At 47.9% G+C, this 25,018-nt stretch carries 24 protein-coding genes; 16 read left to right on the top strand and 8 right to left on the bottom strand.

Annotation, left to right across the window (positions count from 1 at the left end; translation table 11 throughout):
* Positions 1–12: 12 nt before the first annotated feature.
* Positions 13–1,107 (bottom strand): GerAB/ArcD/ProY family transporter, encoded by a 1,095-nt coding sequence (locus AC58UX_RS24265; protein ID WP_497257500.1) that lies wholly within the window; start codon positions 1,105–1,107, stop codon positions 13–15.
* Between the two features lie 185 nt (positions 1,108–1,292).
* Between AC58UX_RS24265 and AC58UX_RS24260 the strand changes: the two genes are divergently transcribed.
* Positions 1,293–1,616 (top strand): hypothetical protein, encoded by a 324-nt coding sequence (locus tag AC58UX_RS24260; protein WP_497257498.1) that lies wholly within the window; start codon positions 1,293–1,295, stop codon positions 1,614–1,616.
* Between the two features lie 96 nt (positions 1,617–1,712).
* Here the strand turns inward: AC58UX_RS24260 and AC58UX_RS24255 are convergent, their stop codons facing one another.
* Positions 1,713–2,678: an aldolase catalytic domain-containing protein gene (locus AC58UX_RS24255; RefSeq protein WP_497257496.1), complete on the bottom strand. Its 966-nt coding sequence runs from the start codon at positions 2,676–2,678 to the stop codon at positions 1,713–1,715.
* A 169-nt stretch (positions 2,679–2,847) separates the two neighbouring features.
* Here AC58UX_RS24255 and AC58UX_RS24250 point away from each other — a divergent pair, with 169 nt between their 5' ends.
* From AC58UX_RS24250 to AC58UX_RS24235, 4 genes are all read left to right on the top strand, one after another.
* Positions 2,848–3,690, top strand: coding sequence for an inositol monophosphatase family protein (locus AC58UX_RS24250; RefSeq protein ID WP_497257494.1), 843 nt, complete (start codon positions 2,848–2,850; stop codon positions 3,688–3,690).
* Positions 3,691–3,773: 83 nt separating this feature from the next.
* Positions 3,774–4,190 carry a hypothetical protein gene (locus AC58UX_RS24245; RefSeq protein ID WP_497257492.1) on the top strand — a complete coding sequence of 139 codons (417 nt, stop codon included), beginning with the start codon at positions 3,774–3,776 and terminating at the stop codon, positions 4,188–4,190.
* A gap of 424 nt (positions 4,191–4,614) precedes the next feature.
* Positions 4,615–5,439, top strand: a complete 825-nt coding sequence (locus tag AC58UX_RS24240) for a hypothetical protein (RefSeq protein WP_497257490.1) — start codon at positions 4,615–4,617, stop codon at positions 5,437–5,439.
* Positions 5,440–5,617: 178 nt separating this feature from the next.
* The gene (locus tag AC58UX_RS24235; RefSeq protein ID WP_497257488.1) at positions 5,618–6,973 is read left to right on the top strand and encodes a dicarboxylate/amino acid:cation symporter; all 1,356 of its coding nucleotides are present in this window, start codon (positions 5,618–5,620) and stop codon (positions 6,971–6,973) included.
* A 63-nt stretch (positions 6,974–7,036) separates the two neighbouring features.
* Here AC58UX_RS24235 and AC58UX_RS24230 read toward each other — a convergent pair whose 3' ends face one another.
* The 3 genes from AC58UX_RS24230 to AC58UX_RS24220 form a co-directional block, all read right to left on the bottom strand.
* Complete coding sequence (locus tag AC58UX_RS24230) at positions 7,037–7,195, bottom strand: hypothetical protein (RefSeq protein ID WP_497257486.1); 159 nt, start codon at positions 7,193–7,195, stop codon at positions 7,037–7,039.
* A gap of 199 nt (positions 7,196–7,394) precedes the next feature.
* Entirely contained in the window at positions 7,395–8,654 is a 1,260-nt protein-coding gene (locus AC58UX_RS24225; RefSeq protein ID WP_497257484.1) for a BaiN/RdsA family NAD(P)/FAD-dependent oxidoreductase, read from the bottom strand.
* 211 nt (positions 8,655–8,865) lie between these two features.
* Positions 8,866–9,792, bottom strand: coding sequence for an FAD:protein FMN transferase (locus tag AC58UX_RS24220; RefSeq protein ID WP_497257482.1), 927 nt, complete (start codon positions 9,790–9,792; stop codon positions 8,866–8,868).
* Between the two features lie 209 nt (positions 9,793–10,001).
* Between AC58UX_RS24220 and AC58UX_RS24215 the strand changes: the two genes are divergently transcribed.
* From AC58UX_RS24215 to AC58UX_RS24205, 3 genes are read left to right on the top strand one after another with little or no spacing between them, the layout of a single operon-like run.
* On the top strand, positions 10,002–10,685 hold the full coding sequence (locus AC58UX_RS24215) for a response regulator transcription factor (RefSeq protein ID WP_497257480.1): 684 nt from the start codon (positions 10,002–10,004) through the stop codon (positions 10,683–10,685).
* The gene (locus AC58UX_RS24210; protein ID WP_497257478.1) at positions 10,682–12,196 is read left to right on the top strand and encodes a sensor histidine kinase; all 1,515 of its coding nucleotides are present in this window, start codon (positions 10,682–10,684) and stop codon (positions 12,194–12,196) included. Before AC58UX_RS24215 ends, AC58UX_RS24210 begins: the two co-directional genes overlap by 4 nt.
* On the top strand, positions 12,159–12,305 hold the full coding sequence (locus tag AC58UX_RS24205) for a hypothetical protein (RefSeq protein ID WP_497257476.1): 147 nt from the start codon (positions 12,159–12,161) through the stop codon (positions 12,303–12,305). The genes AC58UX_RS24210 and AC58UX_RS24205 overlap by 38 nt, the downstream gene beginning before the upstream one ends.
* Before the next feature lie 335 nt (positions 12,306–12,640).
* Here the strand turns inward: AC58UX_RS24205 and AC58UX_RS24200 are convergent, their stop codons facing one another.
* On the bottom strand, positions 12,641–13,027 hold the full coding sequence (locus AC58UX_RS24200; protein WP_497257474.1) for a DoxX family protein: 387 nt from the start codon (positions 13,025–13,027) through the stop codon (positions 12,641–12,643).
* Positions 13,028–13,274: 247 nt separating this feature from the next.
* On the opposite strand from AC58UX_RS24200, the gene AC58UX_RS24195 reads away from it, so the two are divergent.
* The 5 genes from AC58UX_RS24195 to AC58UX_RS24175 all read left to right on the top strand — a co-directional run bounded on the left by AC58UX_RS24195 (position 13,275) and on the right by AC58UX_RS24175 (position 20,201).
* Positions 13,275–14,123, top strand: a complete 849-nt coding sequence (locus tag AC58UX_RS24195; RefSeq protein ID WP_497257472.1) for a hypothetical protein — start codon at positions 13,275–13,277, stop codon at positions 14,121–14,123.
* A 261-nt stretch (positions 14,124–14,384) separates the two neighbouring features.
* Positions 14,385–16,079 carry a permuted SH3 domain-containing protein gene (locus tag AC58UX_RS24190; RefSeq protein ID WP_497257470.1) on the top strand — a complete coding sequence of 565 codons (1,695 nt, stop codon included), beginning with the start codon at positions 14,385–14,387 and terminating at the stop codon, positions 16,077–16,079.
* 33 nt (positions 16,080–16,112) lie between these two features.
* A complete protein-coding gene (locus tag AC58UX_RS24185) occupies positions 16,113–16,838 on the top strand; it encodes an ABC transporter ATP-binding protein (protein WP_497257468.1) in 726 nt (241 codons plus the stop codon).
* Positions 16,835–18,010 (top strand): ABC transporter permease, encoded by a 1,176-nt coding sequence (locus tag AC58UX_RS24180; RefSeq protein WP_497257466.1) that lies wholly within the window; start codon positions 16,835–16,837, stop codon positions 18,008–18,010. The genes AC58UX_RS24185 and AC58UX_RS24180 overlap by 4 nt, the downstream gene beginning before the upstream one ends.
* Positions 18,011–18,029: 19 nt before the next feature.
* Entirely contained in the window at positions 18,030–20,201 is a 2,172-nt protein-coding gene (locus AC58UX_RS24175) for a hypothetical protein (RefSeq protein ID WP_497257464.1), read from the top strand.
* 583 nt (positions 20,202–20,784) lie between these two features.
* Here the strand turns inward: AC58UX_RS24175 and AC58UX_RS24170 are convergent.
* Both AC58UX_RS24170 and AC58UX_RS24165 read right to left on the bottom strand, forming a co-directional pair.
* Positions 20,785–21,147, bottom strand: coding sequence for a hypothetical protein (locus AC58UX_RS24170; protein ID WP_497257462.1), 363 nt, complete (start codon positions 21,145–21,147; stop codon positions 20,785–20,787).
* Between the two features lie 408 nt (positions 21,148–21,555).
* Positions 21,556–22,578, bottom strand: coding sequence for a metallophosphoesterase family protein (locus tag AC58UX_RS24165; protein ID WP_497257460.1), 1,023 nt, complete (start codon positions 22,576–22,578; stop codon positions 21,556–21,558).
* A gap of 458 nt (positions 22,579–23,036) precedes the next feature.
* Between AC58UX_RS24165 and AC58UX_RS24160 the strand changes: the two genes are divergently transcribed.
* The 3 genes from AC58UX_RS24160 to AC58UX_RS24150 are packed head-to-tail and all read left to right on the top strand — an operon-like array spanning position 23,037 to position 24,972.
* Entirely contained in the window at positions 23,037–23,396 is a 360-nt protein-coding gene (locus tag AC58UX_RS24160) for a GntR family transcriptional regulator (protein ID WP_497257458.1), read from the top strand.
* Positions 23,396–24,286 carry an ABC transporter ATP-binding protein gene (locus tag AC58UX_RS24155; protein WP_497257457.1) on the top strand — a complete coding sequence of 297 codons (891 nt, stop codon included), beginning with the start codon at positions 23,396–23,398 and terminating at the stop codon, positions 24,284–24,286. Before AC58UX_RS24160 ends, AC58UX_RS24155 begins: the two co-directional genes overlap by 1 nt.
* An 11-nt stretch (positions 24,287–24,297) precedes the next feature.
* Positions 24,298–24,972, top strand: coding sequence for a hypothetical protein (locus AC58UX_RS24150; RefSeq protein WP_497257455.1), 675 nt, complete (start codon positions 24,298–24,300; stop codon positions 24,970–24,972).
* Positions 24,973–25,018 lie beyond the last annotated feature (46 nt).

The following is a 25,018-nucleotide window of genomic DNA, read 5'->3' as shown; positions in this document are numbered from 1 at the left end:
ATTGTCTCCTCCCTAGCTCTCTACTTTTCGCTTTCTAATTACCCCGTTTAATAAGTAAATAAGTAAGGGAATCACCACGAATAGCGGAAGCTCAACAATCCAAGGCACAACCTTTAGGCCTACAAATATATGGCTCGCTATATTTTTGGCAGTGTATACAGAGATAAACCAAATCAAGATCGTGATGGGAATAATCACTAGGCGATGATTCTCTGTTTTCCACTGTGTAGTGATCGTTGTGCAAGCTGCGTAAGCATACAGGATGATTTTGAACAAACCGCCAGTAATGAAAGTTGTAACCACAAAAGGATCGAAATTGTCGATGAAATCAGCGATTCGAATCAACTGAAAACTGGTTAGCAGCGGATAGAAGGAGCGGTAGAAAAGATCTGGCCCTAATGTACTGACGGCAATGAGATCAAGAACGACAAAAACAGCGCCTACTAGCATAGACGAGTACAGCGCAGCCTTACGAAACTTGCGAGGGGTTACAGTTAATTTCCAAAACATCGTGAAGACAACAACTTCACCGAAGGTGGTTGTTAAACCTAGCGGGAATACCGTTACGCCAATGCTCCTCCAATCGGATGCAACAGGCAGCAGCCACGAGAGGTCTATGACATCAGAGAAGATCAGCAGGATGAGCTGGATGCAGGTAAACAAGAATACAATGATTATGCTGAGCTCAGCTAACCGAGCAATTCGTTCAATACCGGCATAACAGGCATAGGCAACAAGTATGGCAAGAAGAAGCATTAAGAACGGGGCAGGTGTGCTAGGAAGGAGGAACGTTCCCATCAGCTCTCCCAGATCCCGCAGAATTCTACCAGCTTCGTAAATAAAAGCAAACGTGTACAGAGTGGTTAAAAGATGGCCAAAGTATCGGCCGAACGTTATTTGGAGCAAGGAGACTAAGTTTTCTCCAGGATGTTGTTGATACAGATGTGTAAACATCCACACGATACATATGCCAATCATTGCACTGATCAAAGCGGCAAGCCAAGCATCCTGCTTAGCCCCGCCGGCGAAACCAAATACAATTGTTGTACCTAGCTGGAATAAAAACATAAGACAGAATGTTTGCCATGTCGAGAGCACTTGAATCACGCAGAACCCCCCTGACGGTCTAATGATCTTACTATTTTCAAAATAGGGAAAAAATATCCTTCCATGCCTTAAATCGCCTGAAGTCTAAACGAATAGAAGGGGTGAAAATGTCCATTAGCCTAGTCCACCTTCCCCAACTTCGACATAAAATGATGATATAGACGAATGAAGGAGTAGAACAACCCATGAGCATAACTCCGAAAAAGAAGGTGCGTATCAAAGTCAAGCATAAGGTAGCGATTTTACTCCAAGATCACGATGCTACCGCAAGAGTCTATGTGGAGATTTTTGGAGATTTAAAGTCAAGGGAAGTTATGGTTGAGGCTATAAAACGCTTAGAGTCAGGATTGATTTATACCGATGAGAAATGCACGACGTTAATTGAGAGTGATTATATCGAGGTGTACCCAAAAAAGACGTTCAACCGAAGAGATGGGGAGGAATTCATTTTTCTCATCGATCGGGCATACGCAGAAAATTATGTGATTTCGGCAAAAATTATCAAGTAGTAGTTAACCCAAGCAACGTAAAAAACCCCTAGTCGTACAGTCAGAAAGGCGTTGCCTTCCTGAACTGACGAATAGGGGTTATTGAGATTGGATTATTTATTTTTTGCTTGCTGCAGGGGACGTTTCTACGGAAGTTAAACGATCGTAGAAGTCAGTGAAATTATTTCTTTCAGGTGAGTCAAGCAACGCCATTGCTGTACGTGGATGCTCATCCAGTGCACCAACGATCATGTAAGGAATTAGGTAACCCCAATCCCATTTCTCACGCATTGCGATCATGTGCTTCTCAATAATGCCAAGAACAGGACGTACATCGTAACGTGCTCCCTTAAGGTGGCTGAGCAACAATTCGGTTGTACAGTTACCAGCTGCGCGACCCATACCGTATACGGAGGAATCCAAGAAAGTTACACCTTTGGATGCACCAGTTAGCGTGTTAGCAAAAGCAAGCTGCATGTTGTTGTGCATATGCAAGCCAAGTTCCTTCTCAGGAAGCAAACGTTGGAACTTGGAAACTAAGTAATCAATGTCTTTGGATTGCATGCTGCCATAAGAATCTACGACGTATACAACGTCAACAGGGCTTCTGTTGATTTCTTCAAAAGCTTCGGTTAGCTCGTTCTCCATTACGTGGGAAAGCGCCATGATGTTCAAGGACGTCTCGTAGCCCATGTCGTGGAATTTCTGTACAAGCTCAAGGCCTTTATCTACATCCTTGATGTAGCAAGCAACGCGGATCAAATCGAGTAAGCTGTCTTCACGAGGCAAAATGTCTTTCTCATCCACACGTCCGATATCAACGAGAGCGGATAGCTTGGTATCTGTTTTTTTGGTGATAACATCACGCAAGAAGGACTCATTAAGGAATCTCCAAGGACCTGATGATCCGCCTTTGAGTAGTTTTTCTGAGTTTTTGTAACCAATTTCCATATATTCTACGCCAGCAGCGCTTAAACCGCGATACATGTCTTGGACAAACTCCACGCTAAAATCCCAATCGTTAACTAAACCGCCGTCTCGAATCGTACAATCCAAAATCTTGTGCTGATGATGCTTTCCCATACTCGCTAATGCCCCTTTCGACAGCTCTTGTCGCCTTCTGATTTTGCTATATTATCACTTATGAACAGGTGGCTTGTCAATGCAAAGCCGAGGTCGGAACGCAACTTTCTTAGGCAGGATATGGTAAAATAGTAGGGATAGAAGTGAGCACGCGAGGAGGATGAACGGAATGAATCGGAACGAATGGACATTAGCACGGGAAGTTGCCGCTAAGGCAGCTGTGAAGGCAGGTACGCTGGCCAAGAAACGTTTCGGTGGTCAATTAATCCTTCAGCACAAGGATGAGCGCGGTGATTTGGTAACAGAGGTGGATGTGCAGGCGGATCGCCTCATCGTGGATGACATCCTGAGTGTGTTTCCAACGCATCGTATTTATAGTGAAGAAGCAGGTGAAGGTGGCGCCGCAAGCGATTGGGTGTGGCATGTGGATCCACTGGATGGCACGAACAATTTCGCGCTAGGCGTCCCGTTATACGGCGTTTCGATTTCGTTAAGCTATCAAGGACGCATCGTACTGGGGGTCGTTCATGATTCCGTTATGGAAATGACCTATGTGGCTGTGCAAGATGAGGGAGCTTGGCAGGGGGATCGAAAGCTGCTGGCGAAGCCAGTGGGGGCGTTAGCGAAGTCAACGATTTCGTGGATTCAAGGACATGCTGTGACGAAAGATGATCAGCGGGCATTGGCAGTCAGGCATCATTTGGAGTATTCGGTCAAAAGAGTCATGCGCTTATGGGCCCCGTCACTCGTATGGGCGATGCTAGCTAGAGGCGATCTGCACGGTGTCGTGCTGTACAACTCCGAGGGAGAAGACTTATACGCAGGCTTGCTGCTTGCGCAGGAGGCTGGCGTGAAGGTTACGGATTTCTTGGGCAATCCGCTTGCGTTACTCGGAGGCGCCTCTCTTATAGATGAAGCTGGCGCGGACAAGGCTGTCTATTTGGTTGCGGCAGTGCCGGAATATCACGCAGAGCTGCTTCACTACGTTCAAGAAGCACTTAAGCAGGAATAGGACGACTATGTCGAATAGGATAGGAACAATTGGTCAAACCTAATGGCAGACTTTCCATTTGAAGGAAGAAAGGGTGCTATTAGATGAAGGACTTCGTTCCTATCTTTTTTGAATTCAATCAAACACGGGATGCGTTGCTCGCGCTAGATACCCTAGAGGAGCTCGGCTATAAGCCAGAGCTGCTGGAAGGGGAGCGGGCTACGCTGCATATTCATCTAGATGAGCAGGAGATCACCTCTGCCCTCGAAATTGCGCAGGCGCACGGCGGACGTCTTGTGGACCGACCGCAGGCTCAGTCTGAGCAGGCCACATACGCGATGGCGTATGACCTGGAGGGCTCCATCCGCATTCCGGCACACACCGTGAATGAGGACTGGTCCGAAAGCTACGCGGCATCGGCCGTGGTGGCGGACCGAGATGCGCTGCCGAGTGATGACGAGGCGGCGTTTGATCCTTCGGCCGATGACTACAACCACTTTAGCGCTGGTATTCGGATTTAATCAGCCGGCGATCGTTAGAGCCCGAGGATGTGCTGCTCGGGCTCTTTGGGTTGGCTCAACACACTTGAACCTACCACTAGCATAACTCACGCAACTTCCCCAACCTCGCATCCCCCAGTCTTAGTAGCTCTGGCTCACCTCCATTGGATAAATCCAATGAAATGCACTAAAATGAAGCGGAAAATCGAATTTGATTGGTTAAATCCAATGGTATTTCGACTTAGCGCGTAAAAACAGGCTATTTTCGACTTATTCATTGTATATATCCAATAGATGCATATCAAAGCAACAAACTTAAGTTCTAAACGCGGGATGCGCTTTTTTACTGACTTTATTTTGTAAGGGGAAAAAAATGAAGTAACTATTCGCTCCTCGCATACGTCTGGAGTAATATGGAAGATCAATTGAAGAAGGAGTGGTTCTCATGGGAAGTAAGAGGATGATCGCCATCGCTGTGGTTATGGTCAGTATGGTCAGCACGCTAGCAGGATGCGTAGCGAAACAGACCACGAATGGGGCCACGAGCAGCAGCGGACCAACGACGCAACCAACAGCGGCGGTCTCATCGTCGCCGTCCCCTGTGCCTACATCGGCAGGGTCACCCGTACCCTCCAATGTGCCATCCACACAGCAAGCGTCTGCGACAGCATCACCGGTATCGACGATTAAGCCGCAGCCAACCGCTAGCTCGCAACCTACGCCGGTTGCAACGAAGCCGAGCTTCACCACGGCAACAGAGGCAAAGCAAGTGATTGAAACAAGGGCGCAAGAAGTGATACTCGCACTCAAGGAGAAGAACATCGTAAAGCTTGCTAGCCTCGTTCATCCGCAAAAAGGTGTTCAATTCTCGCCATACTCCTACATTCATCCAGCGACGGACATTCAGGTTCAGGGCAGCAATCTAGCTGCACTTTGGGCTAGCCCAAGTCTGACTCACTGGGGTACTTTTGATGGATCCGGCGATCCGATCGACCTCACATTTCCTAATTATTGGGCTAAATTTGTATATAACGCTAACTTCGCCGCTGCGCCTCAGATCAGCTACAACACGATCCTAGGAAAAGGGAACATGATCAACAACGTGTTCAGCATTTACCCGACAAGTTCCTATATCACCGTTGAATATCATTTCCCTGGTTTTGACCCGCAATATCAAGGGATGGATTGGACCAGTTTGCGACTTGTTTTTGAATACTCAGGGTCACAATGGGTTGTCGTCGCGATCATTCATGACCAGCATACGATATAGAAATTTCGCGGAAATTTCATGAAAAAGATCTAAAGCCGAATTGAACCTCGTATACATTAGAGGATCGTTCGGTTTTTTGCGTTAACTGGAAATTAAAACCATTGACAGGCGATGTGAGTTGTCATATATTTATCACAATTAAACCAAGTAGACTTGTAGGAATAAGGGGATGATGAACATGCAAAACAACCTAGTAACCGCTTTTCAAACGAACTGGGTAAGCTTAGTCGTATCAATCGTAATTATTGGTTTCCTTGTTTTTTTAGGCAAAAAGAGAGTAAGTTTCGGTAACCGAGTCTTTATCGGTTTAGGCCTTGGTCTAGTGGCAGGGGTTATTTTCAACCAAACTGGATTGCAATTTAAAAGTGTAAGTACGATCGGAACGACTTACGTTAATTTGATCAAAATGCTAGTAATGCCTCTGGTCTTTATTCTTGTTATTAATAGTATTTCGTCTTTGTCTAGCATGGCTCAGCTTCGTAAACTGGGTGTTAAAACGATTGGTTGGTTCCTGATTACAACGGGGATCGCAGCATTGATCGGTCTTCTAGTCGCATTGGCGATTGATCCAGGTAATGGCATCGCACAAGCGGTTCCGAAGGATTTTAAAGCAAAAGAAATCCCGACTTTCTCCCAAGTTATTTTGGATCTGGTACCGTCCAACCCAATTAGCGACATGGCGAGTGGTAAGGTTGTACCGGTTCTAATCTTCGCTATTTTCGTTGCAGTAGCTATCGTTTCCGTAGGTTCCAAAAAACCTGAGGCTGTAGCTTCCGTAAAAGCATTCATTACTTCTGCAACCGCAGTTATGCATCAAGTTGTAAAATATGTTATCCGTTTGACTCCTTATGGGGTGTACGCGTTGATCGCGGCAATGGCAGGTAAATATGGCTGGGAAACATTAGAGCCATTATTTAAAATTATTTTGACTTCCTACGTGGCATTAATTATTCACTTCGTCTTGATTTTCGGTGGCCTTGTGCTGCTTGTGGCGAAAGTTAACCCTATTAAATTCTTCAAAAAAGCATACCCGACGATTGCAGTTGCCTTTACAACTCGCAGTAGTTATGCAACGCTTCCTGTAAACTTGGAAGTTATCACAAAACGTCTACGCGTATCACCGCGTATTGCCAGCTTCGTGGCTCCGCTTGGGGCAACGATGAACTTCAACGGCTGTGGTGGTGTTTGGCCGGCGGTTGTTGCGATTTTCGTAGCAAAAGTTTACAACTTGCCACTAGGCATTTCTGAGTATGCTTTGTTGATCCTAGTCAGCGTTATCTCCTCCATCGGGGTTGCTGGCGTACCAGGTCCTGCATCAATTTCAACAACGGTTGTATTGACAGCTCTTGGCTTGCCGCTTGAAGGTATGGGTCTTGTTCTTGGTGTAGAAGCACTGATCGACATGGGGCGTACAGCAGTAAACGCAACAGGTACAACAGTTACAGCATTGCTTGTAGCAGAATCCGAAGGTGAATTCGACCGCGCTGCGTTTGATCGTGACGAGGAAGATGAATTGGATCTAGCGACTGCGTAATTCATTAATGAAAAAAGACGAACGACACCGAAGGGTGTGGATTCGTCTTTTTTTTATCTTGTTTTAAAACAGCGGGAAAACGTAACGGACCAAGAAAAACAACAGTCCGAAGGTGATAACAATGTAAGCCACATATTTAATGAAAGTGGATGCGACAAGACCCTTGTCAAACTTTTGTTCAATTCGCTTCTGCTCAATGTCCACGCTTTTCGTCGGTTCCATCGTTCTCAGCTCCCTTATTCGGTATCGAGTAACCTCTACCAAATAATACCCATTCTGGCGGTGGCTGAAACAGTTATTTTGATGGAATTAGCATTATTCCGTAACGCTATTTTTTCGAAAACAGACATGTGAGGCAAATAGCGCTATGGCATACTCTTATTTGGATTCGCATGTGACCGCACCTTTACAAATGAAAACGTCACTCCTGCATCGCCGCATGCGTGCCCGCCATATACCCCGTCGAAAAAGCCGCGGTAATATTATAGCCACCCGTGTAACCGTGAATGTCGAGGATTTCTCCGCAGAAGTAGAGGCCTTGAACGAGCTTGGATTGCATCGTACTCGGATCCACTTCTTTAAGATGAATACCGCCGCCAGTCACGAACGCTTCTTCTAAAGATAGCGTTCCTTTGACAACGATGGGGAAGGCTTTCATCAGCTTGCACAGATCTAGCCATTTCTGCTTGGGAATGTTGTCATAAGTCAGCTGCTCGTCCAGCTCAGATTTCGCTAGCAGTAGCGGGATGAGCCGCTCGGACAGCAGGGACTTGAGCACGTTTTTGATCGCTTTCTTCGCGTCGCTCCTTGCGAGTGCCATGCTCTCATTGTACACCTCGTCGGCGCTTAGCTCAGGGAACAAATCCACCGTGACGAGCACTTCCTTGCGCTCGGATTTGTTCAACTCCTTCACGACGAACTGGCTGCAGCGCAGCGCGATCGGCCCAGAGAGGCCGAAGTGGGTGAACAGCATATCGCCGCGATGCGCGATGATCGGCTTCCCCTTCGCGTTCAGCACGCTGAGCGTCACGTCGCGCAAGGACAGCCCTTGCAGCTCACGGCTACGGATAAAAGCCTCCTTCGAGGTTAACGGAACCTCGGTCGGAAAAAGCGGCGTGATCGTATGCCCGCCAGCCTCAGCCCACGCATATCCGTCTCCCGTGGAGCCGGTATGCGGCACCGAGCATCCGCCGGAGGCGACGATTACAGCGCGGCTGCTCACCGTCTCTCCGCCTTGCAGCTGGACGCCGCTCACGCGGCCATCCCCGTACACAATCTTTTTGACCGGACTGTTGGTCCGGATCTCCACACCCTGGCGCCGCACTTGGCCGATCAACGCGTCGACGACGGTTTTGGCCTTGTCGCTGATGGGAAACATCCGACCATTGTCCTCTTCCTTAAGGTGAATGCCGAGATTCTCAAAGAAAGCAATAATATCTTTATTCCCAAAATGGTTGAGTGCACTATAAAGAAAGCGCCCGTTGCCGGGAATATGCTTGATCAATTCATCCATGTCTTTGTTATTCGTCACATTACATCTGCCGCCGCCAGAAATGCCGAGCTTGCGCCCCAGCTTATCGCCTTTATCGACGAGCAGCACCTTTGCGCCGTCCTTGCTTGCGGCAATGCCAGCCATTAGGCCAGCAGAACCGCCGCCAATTACGATTACATCATAAGTCATCCAAGAAAGCCCCTGCCTCGTGTATTTTCTAACATCATAGCATGTGAGGAGCTTCATATTCAAAAGATACACACAAGCCGTGGATAACTTGTTGATAAAATAGCCGTTTTTGTGGGTAACTAACATAGTAACTGTGGACAAACCATGGCGAAATGTGGATAATATACACTTTTTCCTAATTTCATCCACAAACAGTCTTCAAAGCAACCCTTTAACTGAAGCTATCAACATGATCGCCTCGATGTCCTTCACTCCAATGAAAATAATCCACACGAAGATCATGCCATCTCGTTTCGAGAGAGGACTCCTGACCATAGTAGTGAAGCTTCTCCTGCTTCGACCAGATAAGAGCCTCACACGTTTCACTCCTTTTAGCAAGCAAAGAGAGACCAGCCTCTACCCCAAGTGAGCCGATGATGCGTGCCCACACGTGGCATTCCACGAGATCACGGCCTGCGACAGTACATTGCAGCACATCGCTGCCGGTGTCACCAAGCCAAGGATCCTCAAGCGGGCTGTAGGTTGACAGCGCACCTTCCGGCATGACAATTGCGCCAAGCTTGGCGTTCTTGTTCCATGGATTTTGAATTCCAATTTTCCATGGAGCTTGCTGAGTCCCAGATTGTCCCCATACGCTCACATCACCCTTGGACAGTATGAGCCCTGATGCAAGCGATAAGGTTTTCTTGAAATAGTCGGTTAATCGCTTCAGGGACCAGCTTTTTTCGATACCTTGCAATTGGATAGACGTATGCTGAGGTAGTGTTACAGACTTGGTCATCGGATTAACCTTCCAACCCTCTCTGGCAGGTAGGGGCGTAAGCTTTGCTGTTGTCCCCTCTTTATATAGAAGTGGCATATATTTGCCATCGGTGATCGCTTGATACATTTCGGCGAGGAAGAGCACCTCTAACATAGTATTGGAAACAAGGCAGCATTCTCCAGCTAATGTATTTAAAAGGTTAATTTCACTGTCAGCGAGCCCAAGCCCAAAGCGCTTCTCCTCACGCCCAAACCACTCATTGCCAATCTCATGAATCCGTCGTTTTTGGTGCTCCTCACAGAGAAGTAGAAGTTCAATAGATGAGTCCATCGTTTGAAAATGAAAAGGGAGGAAGGGTTGTGTTGTCATTGTCATCGGGAATTCCTCTTTTCTGTCGATCTTTCCGTTATATGCGTTCATTATAGGGGAGTGACCTGAGATTTAATTGATCGTTAGCTGAAAAGTAGCTGAAGATTCCAATTTTCAGCAAGCTTTCAGCCGCTGCTCAGATTGCTTTTAGGCAGGATATGAGATACTGATTGTAGAAGTCGTGTACGAATGAAATTCGGGGGAGACGTGTGAAGATGCGCCAATTAAAAGGGATTAAAATATTACTCGTCGATGACGAACCGCATATCTTAGAATTTCTTGAGCTCGGGCTGACGAACGAAGGCTTCGAGGTGATGACAGCACAGGATGGCATTAGTGCGATCACAGCGTGTAATAAATTTCAGCCGCATATTGCGATCCTAGATGTGATGATGCCTGGCATGGACGGTTTTGAAGTGTGCCGCATGATCAAGAAGACGGACAATGTCGCAGTCATTATGTTAACAGCCAAAGATGAAATCGATGATCGGGTAAAGGGGCTCACGCTCGGAGCCGATGATTATATGATCAAGCCGTTCAGCTTTGAAGAACTGCTGGCGCGCATCTATGCGCGGATTCGGAACCATTTTCCCAACTTGTTCGGAGAAGTTGTTATTGGGCCGCTACGCATGGACGATCGCCGCAAAGAGATTTCGATGAATGAACGCGTCTTAGAACTATCGCCGACGGAGTACGAACTGCTTAAATTTATGGCCATTAATCACGGCCTTGTTCTAAGTAAAACGATGATTTTGGACAAAGTGTGGGGCTACGATTTTGGCGGCGAAGAAAATATTGTGGAAGTGTACATACGCTCCCTGCGCGAAAAACTTGGCGATAAGGAGCATAAGCTGATTCGCACCATTCGCGGCGCGGGGTATCGGATGGATTTGACATGAAGCTGCGCGGCTGGTTGGCTAATACGCTGGAGACCCGATCCTTAAAGTTTCAAATTTTATCTCGTACTTTGCTGGTTATGTCTGCATTGCTGCTGTTGATTGGCGTGTTTCAATATGTGTTCATGCAGCAGTTTATGTATCAAAATAAAGCAGAAACGATTCGCAACCAGCTGGCTGCGCTGCCGCCTAACGTGTGGCTTCGAGCGGAGCAGGGGATGGATAAGGGGACAAGTCCATTTTTGCCTAGACAGGATTTTATGCGAAATAATCGGCAGGATGCTTTCGGTGAAGGTCCGCGGATTTTCGTGCCGGATTTAACGATTGCTCTCATTGATGACAAAGGGACTTATAAACTCATTTCCTCCCAGGATGAACAGTCGACGTTGGAGTTAGGCAAGGAAGAATATTTGAAAATCCTTCAAACGAGAGCGAAGAAGCAAGAGCATTTGATCATGGAGGATAGCAAAGGGAATGAGCAGTTGGTTGTTTTTCATCAAATCGGTGGCGGAGAACCGGATCGTTCCCGCGGCTTTCAGGCGCTCATTCAAGCAAGCGCTAGCACAGCACCGATTAAAGATGTACTGCTAAGGCAGCTGCTGAATTTCTTGTTTTTATCCTTGCTGGCGATGGTTATTGGCTTGCTAGGCTACTTGCCTGTCTTGCGGCGGACGCTCGTGCCACTTTCTAATTTAGTTGATACGGTTAAAAGTATTGATTCAGGTAACTTGAATGAACGTTTCCCTGATCATCAAGGGCAGGCGGAGATGGATCATTTGGCCACTTCGTTCAATAGTATGTTGGAACGGTTGGAATTTTCATTTGAGGCAGAAAAGGAAGCGAAAGAGCAGATGCGCCGTTTTGCCGCGGATGCTTCACATGAGCTTCGTACACCGTTGACCTCCATCCACGGCTTTCTGGAGGTACTGCTGCGCGGAGCGTATCAACAGCCGGAACCGCTGCTGAAAGCTTTGAAAAGCATGCACGGCGAATCAGTGCGCATCAATAAATTAGTCGAGGACCTGCTGCTGCTGGCCCGGTTGGATCGTACGCCAGCCTTCCAGAAGACGGAGGCGGCTATGGACGACTTGCTCCACGAGATGGAGCATCAGCTGCGTTTGCTTGCAGGTGAGCGGACGGTCACCTTCCTCTTGGAGCCGGAGACACAATGTCAGTGTGATCCGGATAAAATCAAGCAAGTGATCCTCAACTTGTTCCACAACGCTGTTCAGCATACACATCCGGAGACGGGTGAGGTGCGAGTCTCTTTGGTGAAAACGAGCGCAGGCGTTGAAATCGCTGTGCGCGATAATGGGCCGGGGATTTCGCCGGAGCATATTGCTCATCTGTTTGATCGGTTTTACCGCATCGATTCCTCGCGGGCAAGACGGAGCGGCGGTGCGGGCTTGGGCTTGTCGATTACACGTTCGATCGTGGAGCTGCATGGCGGAACGATCGATGTGGAAAGCGTAGTTGGTGAGGGGAGCACGTTTATCGTGCGATTGCCGCGATAACGGTAGTGAAGAAGCTGGCGCTGGGGCGCCAGCTTTTTTGATGCATGCTGTCGGTGGTGTAGCCAAGATTGGTGAAGCAAGAGTGGACGGCCGTTCAGGTGCAATCTAGGAAGTATAGGCTTAATGACTGCGTAAGTGGTCAAAGATGCTAAAAGGCACTTATTTTCGGGGGAAACAGCGAAACGGAGGGAAATAAGTGCGAAAGTGCAACCTTTTGGACGGAAAAGGTGCTCAGAAGAGGAATAGCGGCAGAAATAGTTGCCTATTTGCACTTATTTTAGATTGATCGATCTAGCCGCTAGAGAAGGTTGCCTTTTTGCACTTTTAGTGCCCTCACAGCTGCGTTCAAGAGAGGACCCCGGCAGATTTGAGGAGGGCAATAGGAGGCCGGAGAACAAGTTGAACCCAAAAGACCAACCCAACGGTTGGTCTTTTGCCATAAAGCTAATTGATGAGCTTGCGGCTGCGCGGGCGGAGTGCCCATGAAGCGATAACGAGCGCGAGGAACACTAGCGGTTGTGCTGCGAGCGCGAGGCTGTCGCCATTGAGAATGTGCGAAGCCGTGGCACCCGTGAGCTCGAAGAAAAAGCCGGCGTAAGCCCATTCTTTTAACCGCGGAAAACGTGGGATCAGGATCGCGATGACGGCCATCAGCTTCCAGAAGCCTAGAATGGTTAAGACATACTCGGGATAGCCGAGTGCTTGCAAGGTGGCGATCTGCTGCTCGCCATGCGTGATGAAGAAGAAGCCGCCAATTACGAAGCTTGCAGGTCCTAGAATCGTCGTTACCCAGTAAGCAATCAGTTTATTGCGTTCTTTACGATTTGCCATCATGTAGTGCCCCCTCTAAACGGATAATTGTTCTGTTAATCCTTATTCTACCATAAAAAATGAAAGGCGAACACCAGTACGTAAAATTTGCAGAGGTTTATTTTCCATGCCATTTTCAGCCAATGCTCAGAAAGCTCTCAACCAACCTTCAGTTTATACTCAGATGGGTTTCAGGTAAGGGGCCTATACTAGGTTTTGTAAGGGAAACACAAACACACAAATCTAAAGATGAGGTGGAATAACAATTATGAAAAAAATCGGCAAAAAAATTCTCGCAGGTTCTCTAGTAGCATCTTTCGTCATCGGAGTTGGCTTAGTAGGAGCCCTACATAATGAAGCATTCGCAGATACAGCAGTAGGCAATTCCACGAGCACGGCAGCTCCCAAAGCAAGACATGGTGGCAAAGGCTTTAACGAGAAAGGCCGAGGTCAAATGGGTGATCGCGGTGGCTTCCGTGGCGGCAATATCATCAAAGAAACAGCTACAATTCTAGGCGTGGAAGAAAGTGTTGTGCAGGAAGCGCTGAAAGCTGATAAAACGTTAGCTGCTTTCGCTGTTGAAAAAGGACTAACGAAGGAAGAGTACTTGTCCAAGCTCGTTGCTGCAGAAACAGCTAATATTGCAGCTGAAGTAACCGCTGGCAAGCTGACACAAGAGAAGGCGGATGAGCGGATTAAAGGCTTGAGTGACCAATTAACGAAGCAAATTGATAGCACGGGCTTCAAAGGTGGTTTCCCAGGCGGCGGTAAAGGTGGCCAAGGAGGCCCAGGAGGTCCTGGCGGCATGAGAGGTCCTGGAGGCTTCGGCGGAGGACATTTCGGCAATCCGGAGGTCATCACGACGATTCTAGGTATAACACAAGATGAGCTGAGAACGGAGCTGGAATCCGGTAAATCCCTCGTGGATATCGCTACAGCGAAGGGGATCAGTGAAGATGATTTGATTAGCAAAATCAAAGACGGCATGACGGACTCCATCAAGAAGGCTGTGGAGGAAAAAGGTACAGCTCGCCAGCGCCCTGATGGCGCGCAAGGTCAAGGTCGTCCTGGTCGTAATGGCTCCCAAGCAACAACTGCCCCGACAGCTACAAACTAAGGGGATGACACAAAAAGCTGCTCGATACGCGAGCGGCTTTTTGTGCTTGCGGTGGTGGTCTTCGCGGCAGTCGCAGCAACAGGTCAGCAGTCAGCGCTCGAGCATGCTCGTCCCATTTTCAGCAAACGTTCAGCTTCCGTTCAACTTACTTTCAGCTTACACTCAGACAGGTTTCAGTCGCCACTAGTAGACTACATCTTGTGAAGATTGTACGACCTAGGCAACGAGTGTCTGGGTAAACCGGGAGAGGGGTTATGACGGATGAAAGTAGGCAGAAAAAAGAGGTGGCTCATTGTAGCCTTAGCTGCCATCCTTTGTGGGGCTGGTACATACTACTATGTACATAACAAGCAGAAGCCAGCTACAGCGGCAACACAACAAACAACGATGAAAGTGACCAAGGGAAATATCTCGATGGCTGTATCAGGTACCTCCCAATTGGACGCTAAGGATAAGCAAAGCATCGTGATTCCGGTAGAAGGGATCATCAAGACGATGAATTTAACGCAGAATCAAGCAGTTAAAAAAGGCGATGTGCTTGTCGAACTTTCCGTTCCGTCAACAGAAACGAATCTCAAGGAAGCGCAAGTGACTTTAGGGCAGCTGGAAAGCGATCTAGCAGAGCTGCGGTCTGAACAAGGAAATATGAGCGTATCCGCTCCGATGTCGGGCAAGATTACCTTGAATGCGAATTTTGACGTCGGCAGCCAAGTGAATAAAACGACGAAGATCGGTACGATTTCAGATACAACACAGTATAGGGTGAAGCTACCTTTCTCCCTGCAAGAAGCCGTGCAATTGAAAAAAGGTGACCCGGTGGAGCTTAGCGTGGATGGCTACCTGTTATCCAAAGTTGGAGCCGTGGAAACGATCGGCCACGAAATTAGTGCAGATGCCAACGGAAATAAAGTGGTGTTCGTCGATGTGCTCGTCGAGAATGATGGCACGCTTTCGGCTGGATTAAAAGTGAAAGGCAGCATCGGCAGCGGCAATACCAAGGTAGAGTCTTCCGATCAGGCAGCACTTGCCTACGTGCGGACGGCTTCCATTTTCTCCGAAGCGAGCGGCACGGTGAAAACGCTGAAATTTAAAGATGGCGATACGATTAAACAAGGCGATCTGATTGTGACCCTTTTTAACGACGACATTCAAAAGAATATTATCTCGAAGCAATCCGCCATTGAAAGTCAGAAAATCCGCGTGAGTGACGCGCAGCAAAGAGTCGATCAATTAACGATCAAAGCTCCGTTTGATGGCGTGTTCTCGGCAGATTTTGCCAACAGTAAAAACAATGTCCTTCGTAACTATCCAGTTGGCGCGCAAATTAATGCGAACACGACGCTGGGTGCGGTAGCAAGCTTAAGCACGATGCAGCTCGCGATTGCGGTGGATGAGCTCGATTTGACGACGGTGAAGGTCGGCCAGAAGGTTAATGTGAAAGTGGATGCCATTGCCGGCAAAACGTTCACAGGTGAAGTGGCCTCTGTCTCCAATGTAGGGACAACGTCCAATGGCGTGACGACTTATGATGCGGTAGTCGCGATTCCGAATACGGCTCAGAATGATTTGAAATATGCGATGACGGCGACGGCTGAAATCCTTATCCAAGATAAGAAAGATATTCTCGTATTGCCGCTTCAAGTGGTGACCACAACAAGAGGTAAGTCGACAGTTACGGTGAAGAAGGCCGATGGCACTACCGAAGAACGCGAACTTCAGGTTGGTATCCGCAGCAAAACACAAGTTGAAGTGCTTGGCGGGGTAAAAGAAGGCGAAGAGGTTGTGATGCCGGTGCGCAGAGCGACTACGAATAACCAACAACAAGGCTTCCCAGGTGGAGGTGCCTTCCCAGGCGGCGCAGGCGGTTTCCAAGGTGGAGCGGGCGGCTTCCCAGGCGGCGGTGGCGGTGGATTCCAAGGTGGCGGTAATGCTGGCGGCGGCGGAGCGCGTCAATAAAGAGCTAGCCTTGCTCGGAAAGGAGCGAATAGGATGAATATCATTGAGCTAAATGAAATAACGAAGAGCTACACGCGTGGTGCTGAGGAATTGCAGATTTTGCGAGGCATTACGCTGCATATTGCGGAAGGCGATTTTGTCGCCATTATCGGTCCCAGCGGATCAGGGAAATCAACGTTAATGAATACGATAGGGCTGCTCGATAGCCCTACATCAGGATCTTATACATTAGATGGCGTAGCAACAGAAAAGATGTCGGACAACGGACTTGCCTCTTTGCGCAATCGGAAGATCGGGTTCATTTTTCAACAGTTTAACCTGTTGCCAAGGTTGACAGCGATGGAGAACGTGGAGTTGCCGATGATTTATGCGGGTATTCCTCCTAAGCAACGGAAAGAACAGGCGAAGAAGATGCTGGCGAAGCTAGGGATGGGAGAACGTGGACATCACAAGCCGAGTGAGCTTTCAGGCGGACAGCAGCAGCGGGTAGCGATCGCTCGAGCGTTGGCCATCTCACCTTCGCTGATTCTAGCGGATGAGCCGACAGGTGCCTTGGACTCGAAGACGGGCATCGAGGTGCTTGAGTTGATTAAAGAGTTAAACCAGCAAGGGAATACGATCGTATTAATTACCCATGATCATCACATTGCAGATAACGCGAAGCGCGTCGTGGCGCTGCGAGATGGTGAAATTGTCAGCGATATCCGCAATGACGCTTGGTCGGTTGAAGTGCCTAAGCTAGAGGAGGCGCATTCATGAGACTATGGGAATTATTCCAAATGGCGATGGCCACCATCCGGTCCAATCCGCTGCGAACCATTTTGACGATGCTGGGCGTTATTATTGGGGTTGCCTCCGTGATCACGCTCGTGTCGATTGGCCAAGGGACATCGAAAGCCATTGAGAAGCAGTATGAAGGGCTGGGAACGAACCTCCTGACTGTTAATCTGTTAGGAAACGGGCGAGCGACACAATTGAATTATGATGAGTTGATGACTTTGGAGGGCACGTCAGGCATTTCGACGATTGCACCAACGATGACGCAAAACAGCTCGATTAAATTCGACCGCACGACGGAGAGCTACAATGTGATCGGAACGAATGACCGTTATTTGGATTTGCAAAAGGGTAAAATCGCCAGCGGGCGTTTCCTCGCGCAAGCGGACTTAGATTTCCGCAATCACGTTGCGGTTATCGGAAGTGAAGTGGCGACAAAGTTTTTCGGGAAAGAAGACCCGATCGACGAAGAAATTAATGTGAAGGGGTACATGTACACCATTATCGGCGTTCTTCAAACGAAGGGCTCCAATACGAGTGGAACCTCTCTGGATAGTTCGGTATTGGTACCGCTGCCGACGATGAGCCGTGATTTTAAATTGGGCAACATCCGGACAGCTTACGTGGAAGCATCCTCAGGCGACATGGTGTCACGTGCACAGCTCGCAGTGGAAGCTTACTTATATCAGAAGTTTAAAAGTACAACAGGCTACAACATTTTGAACTCATCTGAGTTGATTAGCGCAAGACAAACGGCTTCCAGCACGCTGACGAACCAATTGGTCGCTGTCGCTGCGATTTCCTTGCTCGTAGGCGGGATCGGGATTATGAATATTATGCTCGTGACCGTGAGTGAACGAACAAGGGAGATCGGGATTCGGAAGTCGATTGGGGCGAAGCGAAGAAATATTTTGCTGCAATTCCTAGTGGAAGCGACGTTAATCAGTGGTATGGGTGGATTAATTGGATTAATTCTCGGAATCGGTTTATCGCTCGCCTGGCCGTATATTAATCCGAGTCAAGAGACGAGCCTATCGATTAATATTGGACTTTATGCATTCTTATTCTCAGCACTCGTCGGTGTCATTTTCGGCTTGTATCCAGCTAATAAAGCATCAAAATTAAAACCTATCGACGCCCTGCGTTTCGATTAGGCTACAGGAGGTTTGTAACATGATTCGTCAACTATCATCGATTCGACTTAAATCAAACTCACTTAAACAGACAAGTCTAGCTGTCCTGCTGACGGGAAGTTTAATGGCTGCTTCATGGGCAGCGCCTGCGCCGGCCGCACATGCCGCAAATGAGGGCGTTTTTATCTCGAAGGATTCTTATTTTATGCTAAATAAAGCAACGCTTTCGTCCTCCTCCTTGCAATTTTCAGTGCTGTTCCATAATGGGGAAAATCAGACGCTTGATTTTAACAAGTATGGGGTGCGCGTAACGGATGGTGCTGGACATAGCTACACGGCCAATTTAAGTGAGAAAAAGAGCGGCATCGTGAGTGGCGGGAAAGAAGAGAGTTTCCGATTCTACGCAAATTTGCCAGCTGGTCAAAGTGCTTCCGATCTGAAAGTAGATGTATTCCGCTGGGATTACAATAAATCAGATTTCATGAATCATCTTGGTGAGCTGCCGGTATCTTCTGTGATTCAAGAAGGGCAGCTGGAAGCGCCGGAGGAAATCATTAGCTTGCGCACGCTGGACAGCACACTCGCGAGTGATGCTTCGCTTTCTTTCCAATTAGGGCAAAGCGTACGTGTCACGGAGAATGGCAAATGGTACATGTATACACAAGTTGCTGCTAAGAATTTAGGTTCAAGCAGCGTTACGGTGCCGAAAAGTTTGCTCGTACGCCTAGTGGATGCTAACGGCTTGAAATATACGTCGACCGTTGCTAGCGGGGCGGACACGGCTATTTTGCCGAATCAGTCTGATACGTTGACGCTTAAAACGCTAATCTCTAAAGGCATGCCAACAAGCGGGCTCTCGCTAGAATACTACTACTTGAACCAAAGTGAGGATGTATCGCTGGGGACATTGAGCATGAACACCTCGTTGAACACAGTAGCCTTGGGCGCGAAACAAAGCTACGCTGGACAGCAGGATGGCGAAAATGTAACAGCGAAGGCAAGCTCCTCTACGTATTCGATTCAAGCGGACGGTGTCCATGTTCAGACTGTGGTTACACTGAGCAATGATGGGGATGTAGTCGCACCTGTGCCTTCATTGATGGCCTCCTACCAGTTCGGTGACTCTGGCTCATCGGTATCATCGACAGATAATAGTACGCGCAGCAGCTTTTTAGCGGCGAAGGAGACGGAGACGTACTACTTCAATGCAACGTTGCCAACGGGCGTCGATCCGAATGCAGCACAGCTTGTACTGTGGCAAAAATCAGCGGTTAGCACGGGTAGCACGGCGGGAAGCGGGACATCCACGGGAACGGGCTCGGCGACTGGGAACAATGGCACAACTTCAGGGACTTCAGGAACTTCAGGGCAACAGCCTGTGGCAGTGTTCCTGATTAAAGGTGCGAGCGAAGCGCAAAACGGCTTCACTACAGCGGTGGACTACGAGCTTGGAACGAAGCTTGCTCTGGGGAGCAGTGTCGTGAATCAAAATCTGGATGTATCGCTGATTGAGCTTCATGCACATGAAAACGATGATCTCGGCTACAAAACCGCAATTGCCAAATACAAAATTACGAACAACGGCACGAGCACGCTCGCACTGCCTGATCTGCAAAACGAGCTCATTGATAATAAAGGCAACGCCTACACAGGCTCTCGCCAAAGCGCAGCAGCAACACAAATTACACCGGGAAGTTCCTACGTAGTCAGCTATTCTTACTTGCTTCCTAATAAGGATACGGCTGAGGATGAAGCTTTTGCACTGAACGTGTACGATAATAAGTCCGTGTCCGAAGGTAACGTTTCCGCAGGAACGTTCAAAGTGGCTCTGCAGGAAGAAGAGGCTGGAGATACAATCGCAATCTATCCATTCTCCCTGAAAGTTAACAGCAGCGCTGTGACCTGGACATATAGCGGCGGAACGTACTCGTACGTGCTTCGTCTAGACATGGATATTACACACGAAGATCAAGTCATTATTGATTCTAATTTCTCTAAAATCCAATTCGAGTTGACGGATTCCCTAGGTCGTATCGTTGGTACGCAAGATGCCGCATTGACGGGCACGGGCAAATTAACGAGCGGTAGCCAGAAGGTAACCATTTCCGGCTTGAAGAACGAGCAAGTTGACTCCGGCATGGTCGTTAATATGTATGAAGTGATTAACACGCCGAACGGAACGGCGAAGCGTTTGTTGAAGCAATTTAAGTAAAAGAGAAGCAGCCTAAACTGAGTCGGATTGACTAGGTTTAGGCTGTTTTTGATTAGTGGATTTTATTCCCATAATAGGGTGATTATGCTGCAATTAATAAGGACAAGTGCATAGCGGTTGGGACACTTTCATCTCACAGGCGAGGAGGTGAAAGCGTATGGATGAGAACGTGAAGTATTTTATCGCAGGAGCAATGTTCGCAGTTACTTTGCTAAAAATTTTAGCTAAAGTTTTGAACTTTTCCCAGGATAAAAGAAAAAAGTAATCCTCCCGACCCTCGACAAGTTGGGGATTACTTTTCCTGAGAGGAACCAGTAAATAACCAATCGGCTGTGTACTTGTCCCTTGCCTATTTATACGCATTATCTGACTAAATTATACTAAAGAACGGCAGGTGCAGTCAATGGATCCCTTACTTACCCAGACAGTCGGTAGTATGTCAGAAGTGTACTGGTTTATCCTGGGGAGTGGAACAGGGATACTGTTGTACATGGCCTGGAACATATATGTAAAGAAGAAATAGCGCCTAATAACAATAAAACTGCCCAAACCTGGCTTATGCCTGGTGTTGGGCAGTTTTTTATTAGCCGATAATTGCAAAAGCGGAAACACCAGAACGAACTGTACGTGTACGGAAGAGGACACCATCCTCGTCGAAAGTTCGAAGAACTAACGTACGTCTAGTCGGCGTGCCAATAGTGCGGAATACGGCAGTTCCAAATGCATCGAATCGAGCTGTTGCAATACGAGTTCCGTTTAGCGTACGAGCCTCGCAGAAAAAACCGGAGGTGACAAAAGGGACACCATTGTTGTCTACCCAAAGAACAGTGAATCGTCTAAGTGTTTGTGTAGGGGCCAAGTTTTTGCCGAGAGGGATGCGGGTGAACGATTTACCTAGTTTGCCAGAGTCTTTGAGTGTAGGGATGCTGCGTTTTGTGTTTTGCATCTATGTTTCACCTCCTTCTCTCTATCTGTTTATAGTAGATGTTGAGAGCGGCATGCCCGTTAAGTAGTTTTACCTATGAGGGAGAAAATGTGTTAATTGATAGATTGGTAGATTGATTAGTAGAGAGAGCAAGCCGAAGAGACCGTTCCTATATGGAAGGGTCTCTTTTACAATGTCGATAGTCAGGAAAAACCCACTTAAATGACCGGAGTAGGCCTAAAATCAGGTGATAGTTCGATTTTACCGAACTATTTGGCTGATTATGGTCGTGGCAGCAGGTTTTTGGCCGTTTAAGTGTGTGAAATCGAACTAATGCGGTAAAACATTGTCAATGCTCGCAAATAAGTTGGCAAAATCGAACTACAACTAAGAGCAATGGCGGGGGGAGATTTGCAGCACCTAAGACTACTACTTCACATCAAACCCCTTAGCGATGGATGGCTCAATCCATCGCTTTTCGGTATGTTCCCGGCGCAGTATAACGACGCGCTCCGGGTACACATCGACGATCAGACTCTGGCTAAGCGCTCGCGTCTCAGGCTCGTTCTTCGCGCTCCATACCTGCCGGATGGAGGCGCTTGAAGCGGCAAGAAACTTCAACTGTTTCACCTGGTTGGTCGTTTCGATGTTCCAGTGGGTGTGCCCACTGAACAAAATAACGTTCGGATGCGCGTCAAGTATCGCGCGCAGCTCCTGGTGCTGGACGACGCCCAGCTCTAGATCCGTGCCATCCAGCGTCCGCGGCAGCGGCTGGTGGAGGAACACGAACACCGGCTTGCGGGCATCCGCCGCGCCCGCAGCCGTGAGCCGCTCGCGCAGCCAGCTGAGCTGCGCGGAAGAGAGGAACGCATCCTCATTGATGGATGCGTCAACGTCACGATACGCTTCCCCGCTAAGGAACAGGAAGCGATAGCCCTCCACGACAAGCTCGTGATACGGCTTGTCATACCCCATGATGCGGTCGAATAACGCGACCGCATCACGACTCTTCCAAGATGGATTCATCTTCATGTAATCCATCTTTCCATCCGGCTGGCGCCACACGCCGTAGTAATCATGGTTGCCCATGGTCGCCCGCATAGGAGCATGGGGCTGGCGGCTGAGCAGCGCCATTAAGCTGCGGTAATCGCTCTCACTGCCATTCGTGAGATCACCGTTTAGGACGAGCAGTTTGCTGTCTGGGCGCAGCGCGTGGTGATCCGCTAGCGCTTGACGCAGAAGCAGCTGGGAGACCGAGTCCGACGAGATGACATGCAGGTCACTCATCACCGAGAACGAGAATAGCGGCGAAGCGGTTTGAGTCTCTATATTTTGAGTCTCTATATTTTGAGTCTCTATATTTTGAGTCTCTACATTTTGAGTCTCTGCATTTTGGATATCTATATTTTGAGCCTCTGCATTTTTTGCCCCAAACGGGTGAACAGCCGCCAACCCCAACATCACCACCAAACTACTCCGTATGAGAAATAGAAACATAGAGATCCTACCTTCCTATAAAGTGCATCAGAATGCCACTGGTATATTTCATTTATTTTCCTCTTCAAACAACCTTCCATTATTGGTATTCCCCGATAAAAAGTGAATTATTTAAAATATAAGACTGTATAAGTTTCACCTACTAAATTGTCTTATATTTCTGGATAAACGCTCCCGTCCTTGGAGGACGGAGTAGCCGGTTATTTCGAAATATAAGAATTAATTTGTTTCACATAATAAGTCGGTTATATTTTTCCATAAACGCTGCCGTCCTTAAAGGACGGCGTAGTCGTTTATTTTAACTGCCCAATTTTTGTAACTCGCTTGACACATAACTTATTTGGTTGTATGGTTAATTACATGAGTAACTAACCAATGTAGTAACGAAAGTGGTGGTGAGAATTGTGGGATTTATGATGGATGATAGCCGCCCGATTTTTGTGCAAATCGCAGAGCAGATTGAAGATGATATTATCGAATCACGCATGCCAGAGGAATCGCAGGTCCCTTCTACGAATCAATTTGCAGCCTTTTATCAGATCAATCCGGCAACGGCAGCTAAGGGAGTTAACTTGCTGGTGGACCAAGGGATTTTATACAAGAAGCGTGGAATTGGCATGTTTGTAGCGGAGGGAGCGCGAGTCAAGCTGATGGAGAAGCGTAAAGAACAATTTTATGAGCAGTATGTGGTGACGATGGTAAGGGAAGCTGAGAAGCTGGGCATCACGTTAGAGCAGTTAACAGAAATGGTGCGGAGAGGGGAGAAGGCGTAATGACGAACGTTGTTGAGGTAAAGGGACTTACAAAGTCCTATGGTAAAGTGACGGCAGTGGACCATGTAAGCTTTAAAGTTGAAGCGAATAAAATCTATGGTTTACTCGGCAGAAACGGCGCTGGCAAAACGACGATCATGCATATGATCTCCGCACAGCAGTTCGCGACTAGCGGCGAGCTTAAGGTATTTGGCGAGGAGCCTTTTGAGAATAGCCGAGTGCTGAATCAGATTTGTTTTATTAAAGAAAGTCAAAAATATCCGGACACGTTTCGCATTATTGATGTGATGGCGGTGGCCAAATCCTTATATCCGAACTGGGACGACGCTTATGCGCGCGCATTAATTGAAGATTTCCGACTTCCGATCAAAAGGAAAATAAAAAAACTGTCCCGAGGCATGCTGTCCTCTGTAGGGATTGTAGTTGGGCTCGCAAGCCGCGCACCATTGACGATTTTCGATGAGCCGTATCTGGGATTGGACGCGGTAGCTCGTGTACTTTTCTATGATCGCTTGCTGGAAGATTACGCGGAGTATCCGCGCACAGTCATCCTTTCTACGCATCTGATTGACGAGGTGAGTCGGTTGTTGGAGCATGTGCTCGTGATCGACAACGGGAAATTGATTCTCAATGAAGACGCTGACGCGCTTCGCGGCCGTGCTTGCATGGTTTCCGGTCTGAAATCGGCGGTAGATGCGTTCACACGGGGGAAAGAAGTGCTAGAGAGAACCGCAATTGGTTCTGCTGCAACAGCAACCATCATCGGAGCTCTTTCGGTGCAAGATCGCAAATACGCCGAAGAATTAGGACTGGAATTTGCTCCAGTTTCCATTCAACAGCTCATTGTTCATCTGACACGCACGCAAGTGGCTGGAAAGGGGACTGAATAGTTATGAACCGTGTGAATCAAGTCGTAAAGCTTCAACTCATTAATAAAAAGCTGTGGTTTACCATTCCATGGGTCATTCTTGGCGTTAACTTTGTGATCAATTTTCTTATCGCATCATCCCTTAATACGGAAGAGACCATGAATACAGGCTCCATTACCTCGATTTACGTCTATACCTTTGTCGCTGGAACGCTGACGCTCAAAGAAACCTTCCCTTTTGCCGTCGGCCTCAGCATCCGCAGGAAAGATTATTTCATCGGCACCGCGCTGACGGTTCTGTTTGTTAGCATCGTGTCATCGCTAGGTCTCGGAATCCTGTCTGCTATAGAAGAATCGACAAAAGGGTGGGGCGTGGGCTTGCATCTTTTCAAAATCGGCATCTTTAACGATGTGTCCTTCTTAGGGATGCTAGGCATCCATTTCAGTATCTTGATTCATGCCTATTTCCTTGGATTCGCGATATCGAGCTTGCACCGACGTTGGGGTAGTATGGCGATGTACATCTTCTTTACATCAGCCTTGGTAATAGGCACTATCGCTTCGTATGCCATGACGCATTTCGGAAAATGGCCCGCTTTCGGCAATTGGATTGCGGATAACTATTTAAGCTTATTCTGGTGGTTAATACCGCTAGTCGTGATTTATTCACTCATCTCCTACGGATTGCTGCGCAGAGCAGCTGTATAAAAAAGAAGAGCTCCAGAAGATAAACTTCTGAGAGCTCTTTTCTCGT

It is taken from the genome of Paenibacillus sp. J22P90, assembly GCF_059692195.1.
This window is presented reverse-complemented; position numbering and strand designations above follow the sequence as displayed.

Coding starts and splice junctions, on each gene's coding strand:
- AC58UX_RS24255 (WP_497257496.1), bottom strand. CDS start 2,678: ATGGGAAAGCATCATCAGCACAAGATTTTGGATTGTACGATTCGAGAC.
- AC58UX_RS24240 (WP_497257490.1), top strand. CDS start 4,615: ATGGGAAGTAAGAGGATGATCGCCATCGCTGTGGTTATGGTCAGTATG.
- AC58UX_RS24210 (WP_497257478.1), top strand. CDS start 10,682: ATGAAGCTGCGCGGCTGGTTGGCTAATACGCTGGAGACCCGATCCTTA.
- AC58UX_RS24155 (WP_497257457.1), top strand. CDS start 23,396: ATGACGAACGTTGTTGAGGTAAAGGGACTTACAAAGTCCTATGGTAAA.
- AC58UX_RS24180 (WP_497257466.1), top strand. CDS start 16,835: ATGAGACTATGGGAATTATTCCAAATGGCGATGGCCACCATCCGGTCC.
- AC58UX_RS24220 (WP_497257482.1), bottom strand. CDS start 9,792: ATGACAATGACAACACAACCCTTCCTCCCTTTTCATTTTCAAACGATG.
- AC58UX_RS24200 (WP_497257474.1), bottom strand. CDS start 13,027: ATGGCAAATCGTAAAGAACGCAATAAACTGATTGCTTACTGGGTAACG.
- AC58UX_RS24235 (WP_497257488.1), top strand. CDS start 5,618: ATGCAAAACAACCTAGTAACCGCTTTTCAAACGAACTGGGTAAGCTTA.
- AC58UX_RS24175 (WP_497257464.1), top strand. CDS start 18,030: ATGATTCGTCAACTATCATCGATTCGACTTAAATCAAACTCACTTAAA.
- AC58UX_RS24260 (WP_497257498.1), top strand. CDS start 1,293: ATGAGCATAACTCCGAAAAAGAAGGTGCGTATCAAAGTCAAGCATAAG.
- AC58UX_RS24225 (WP_497257484.1), bottom strand. CDS start 8,654: ATGACTTATGATGTAATCGTAATTGGCGGCGGTTCTGCTGGCCTAATG.
- AC58UX_RS24190 (WP_497257470.1), top strand. CDS start 14,385: ATGAAAGTAGGCAGAAAAAAGAGGTGGCTCATTGTAGCCTTAGCTGCC.
- AC58UX_RS24230 (WP_497257486.1), bottom strand. CDS start 7,195: ATGGAACCGACGAAAAGCGTGGACATTGAGCAGAAGCGAATTGAACAA.
- AC58UX_RS24160 (WP_497257458.1), top strand. CDS start 23,037: ATGATGGATGATAGCCGCCCGATTTTTGTGCAAATCGCAGAGCAGATT.
- AC58UX_RS24195 (WP_497257472.1), top strand. CDS start 13,275: ATGAAAAAAATCGGCAAAAAAATTCTCGCAGGTTCTCTAGTAGCATCT.
- AC58UX_RS24245 (WP_497257492.1), top strand. CDS start 3,774: ATGAAGGACTTCGTTCCTATCTTTTTTGAATTCAATCAAACACGGGAT.
- AC58UX_RS24215 (WP_497257480.1), top strand. CDS start 10,002: ATGCGCCAATTAAAAGGGATTAAAATATTACTCGTCGATGACGAACCG.
- AC58UX_RS24185 (WP_497257468.1), top strand. CDS start 16,113: ATGAATATCATTGAGCTAAATGAAATAACGAAGAGCTACACGCGTGGT.
- AC58UX_RS24250 (WP_497257494.1), top strand. CDS start 2,848: ATGAATCGGAACGAATGGACATTAGCACGGGAAGTTGCCGCTAAGGCA.
- AC58UX_RS24170 (WP_497257462.1), bottom strand. CDS start 21,147: ATGCAAAACACAAAACGCAGCATCCCTACACTCAAAGACTCTGGCAAA.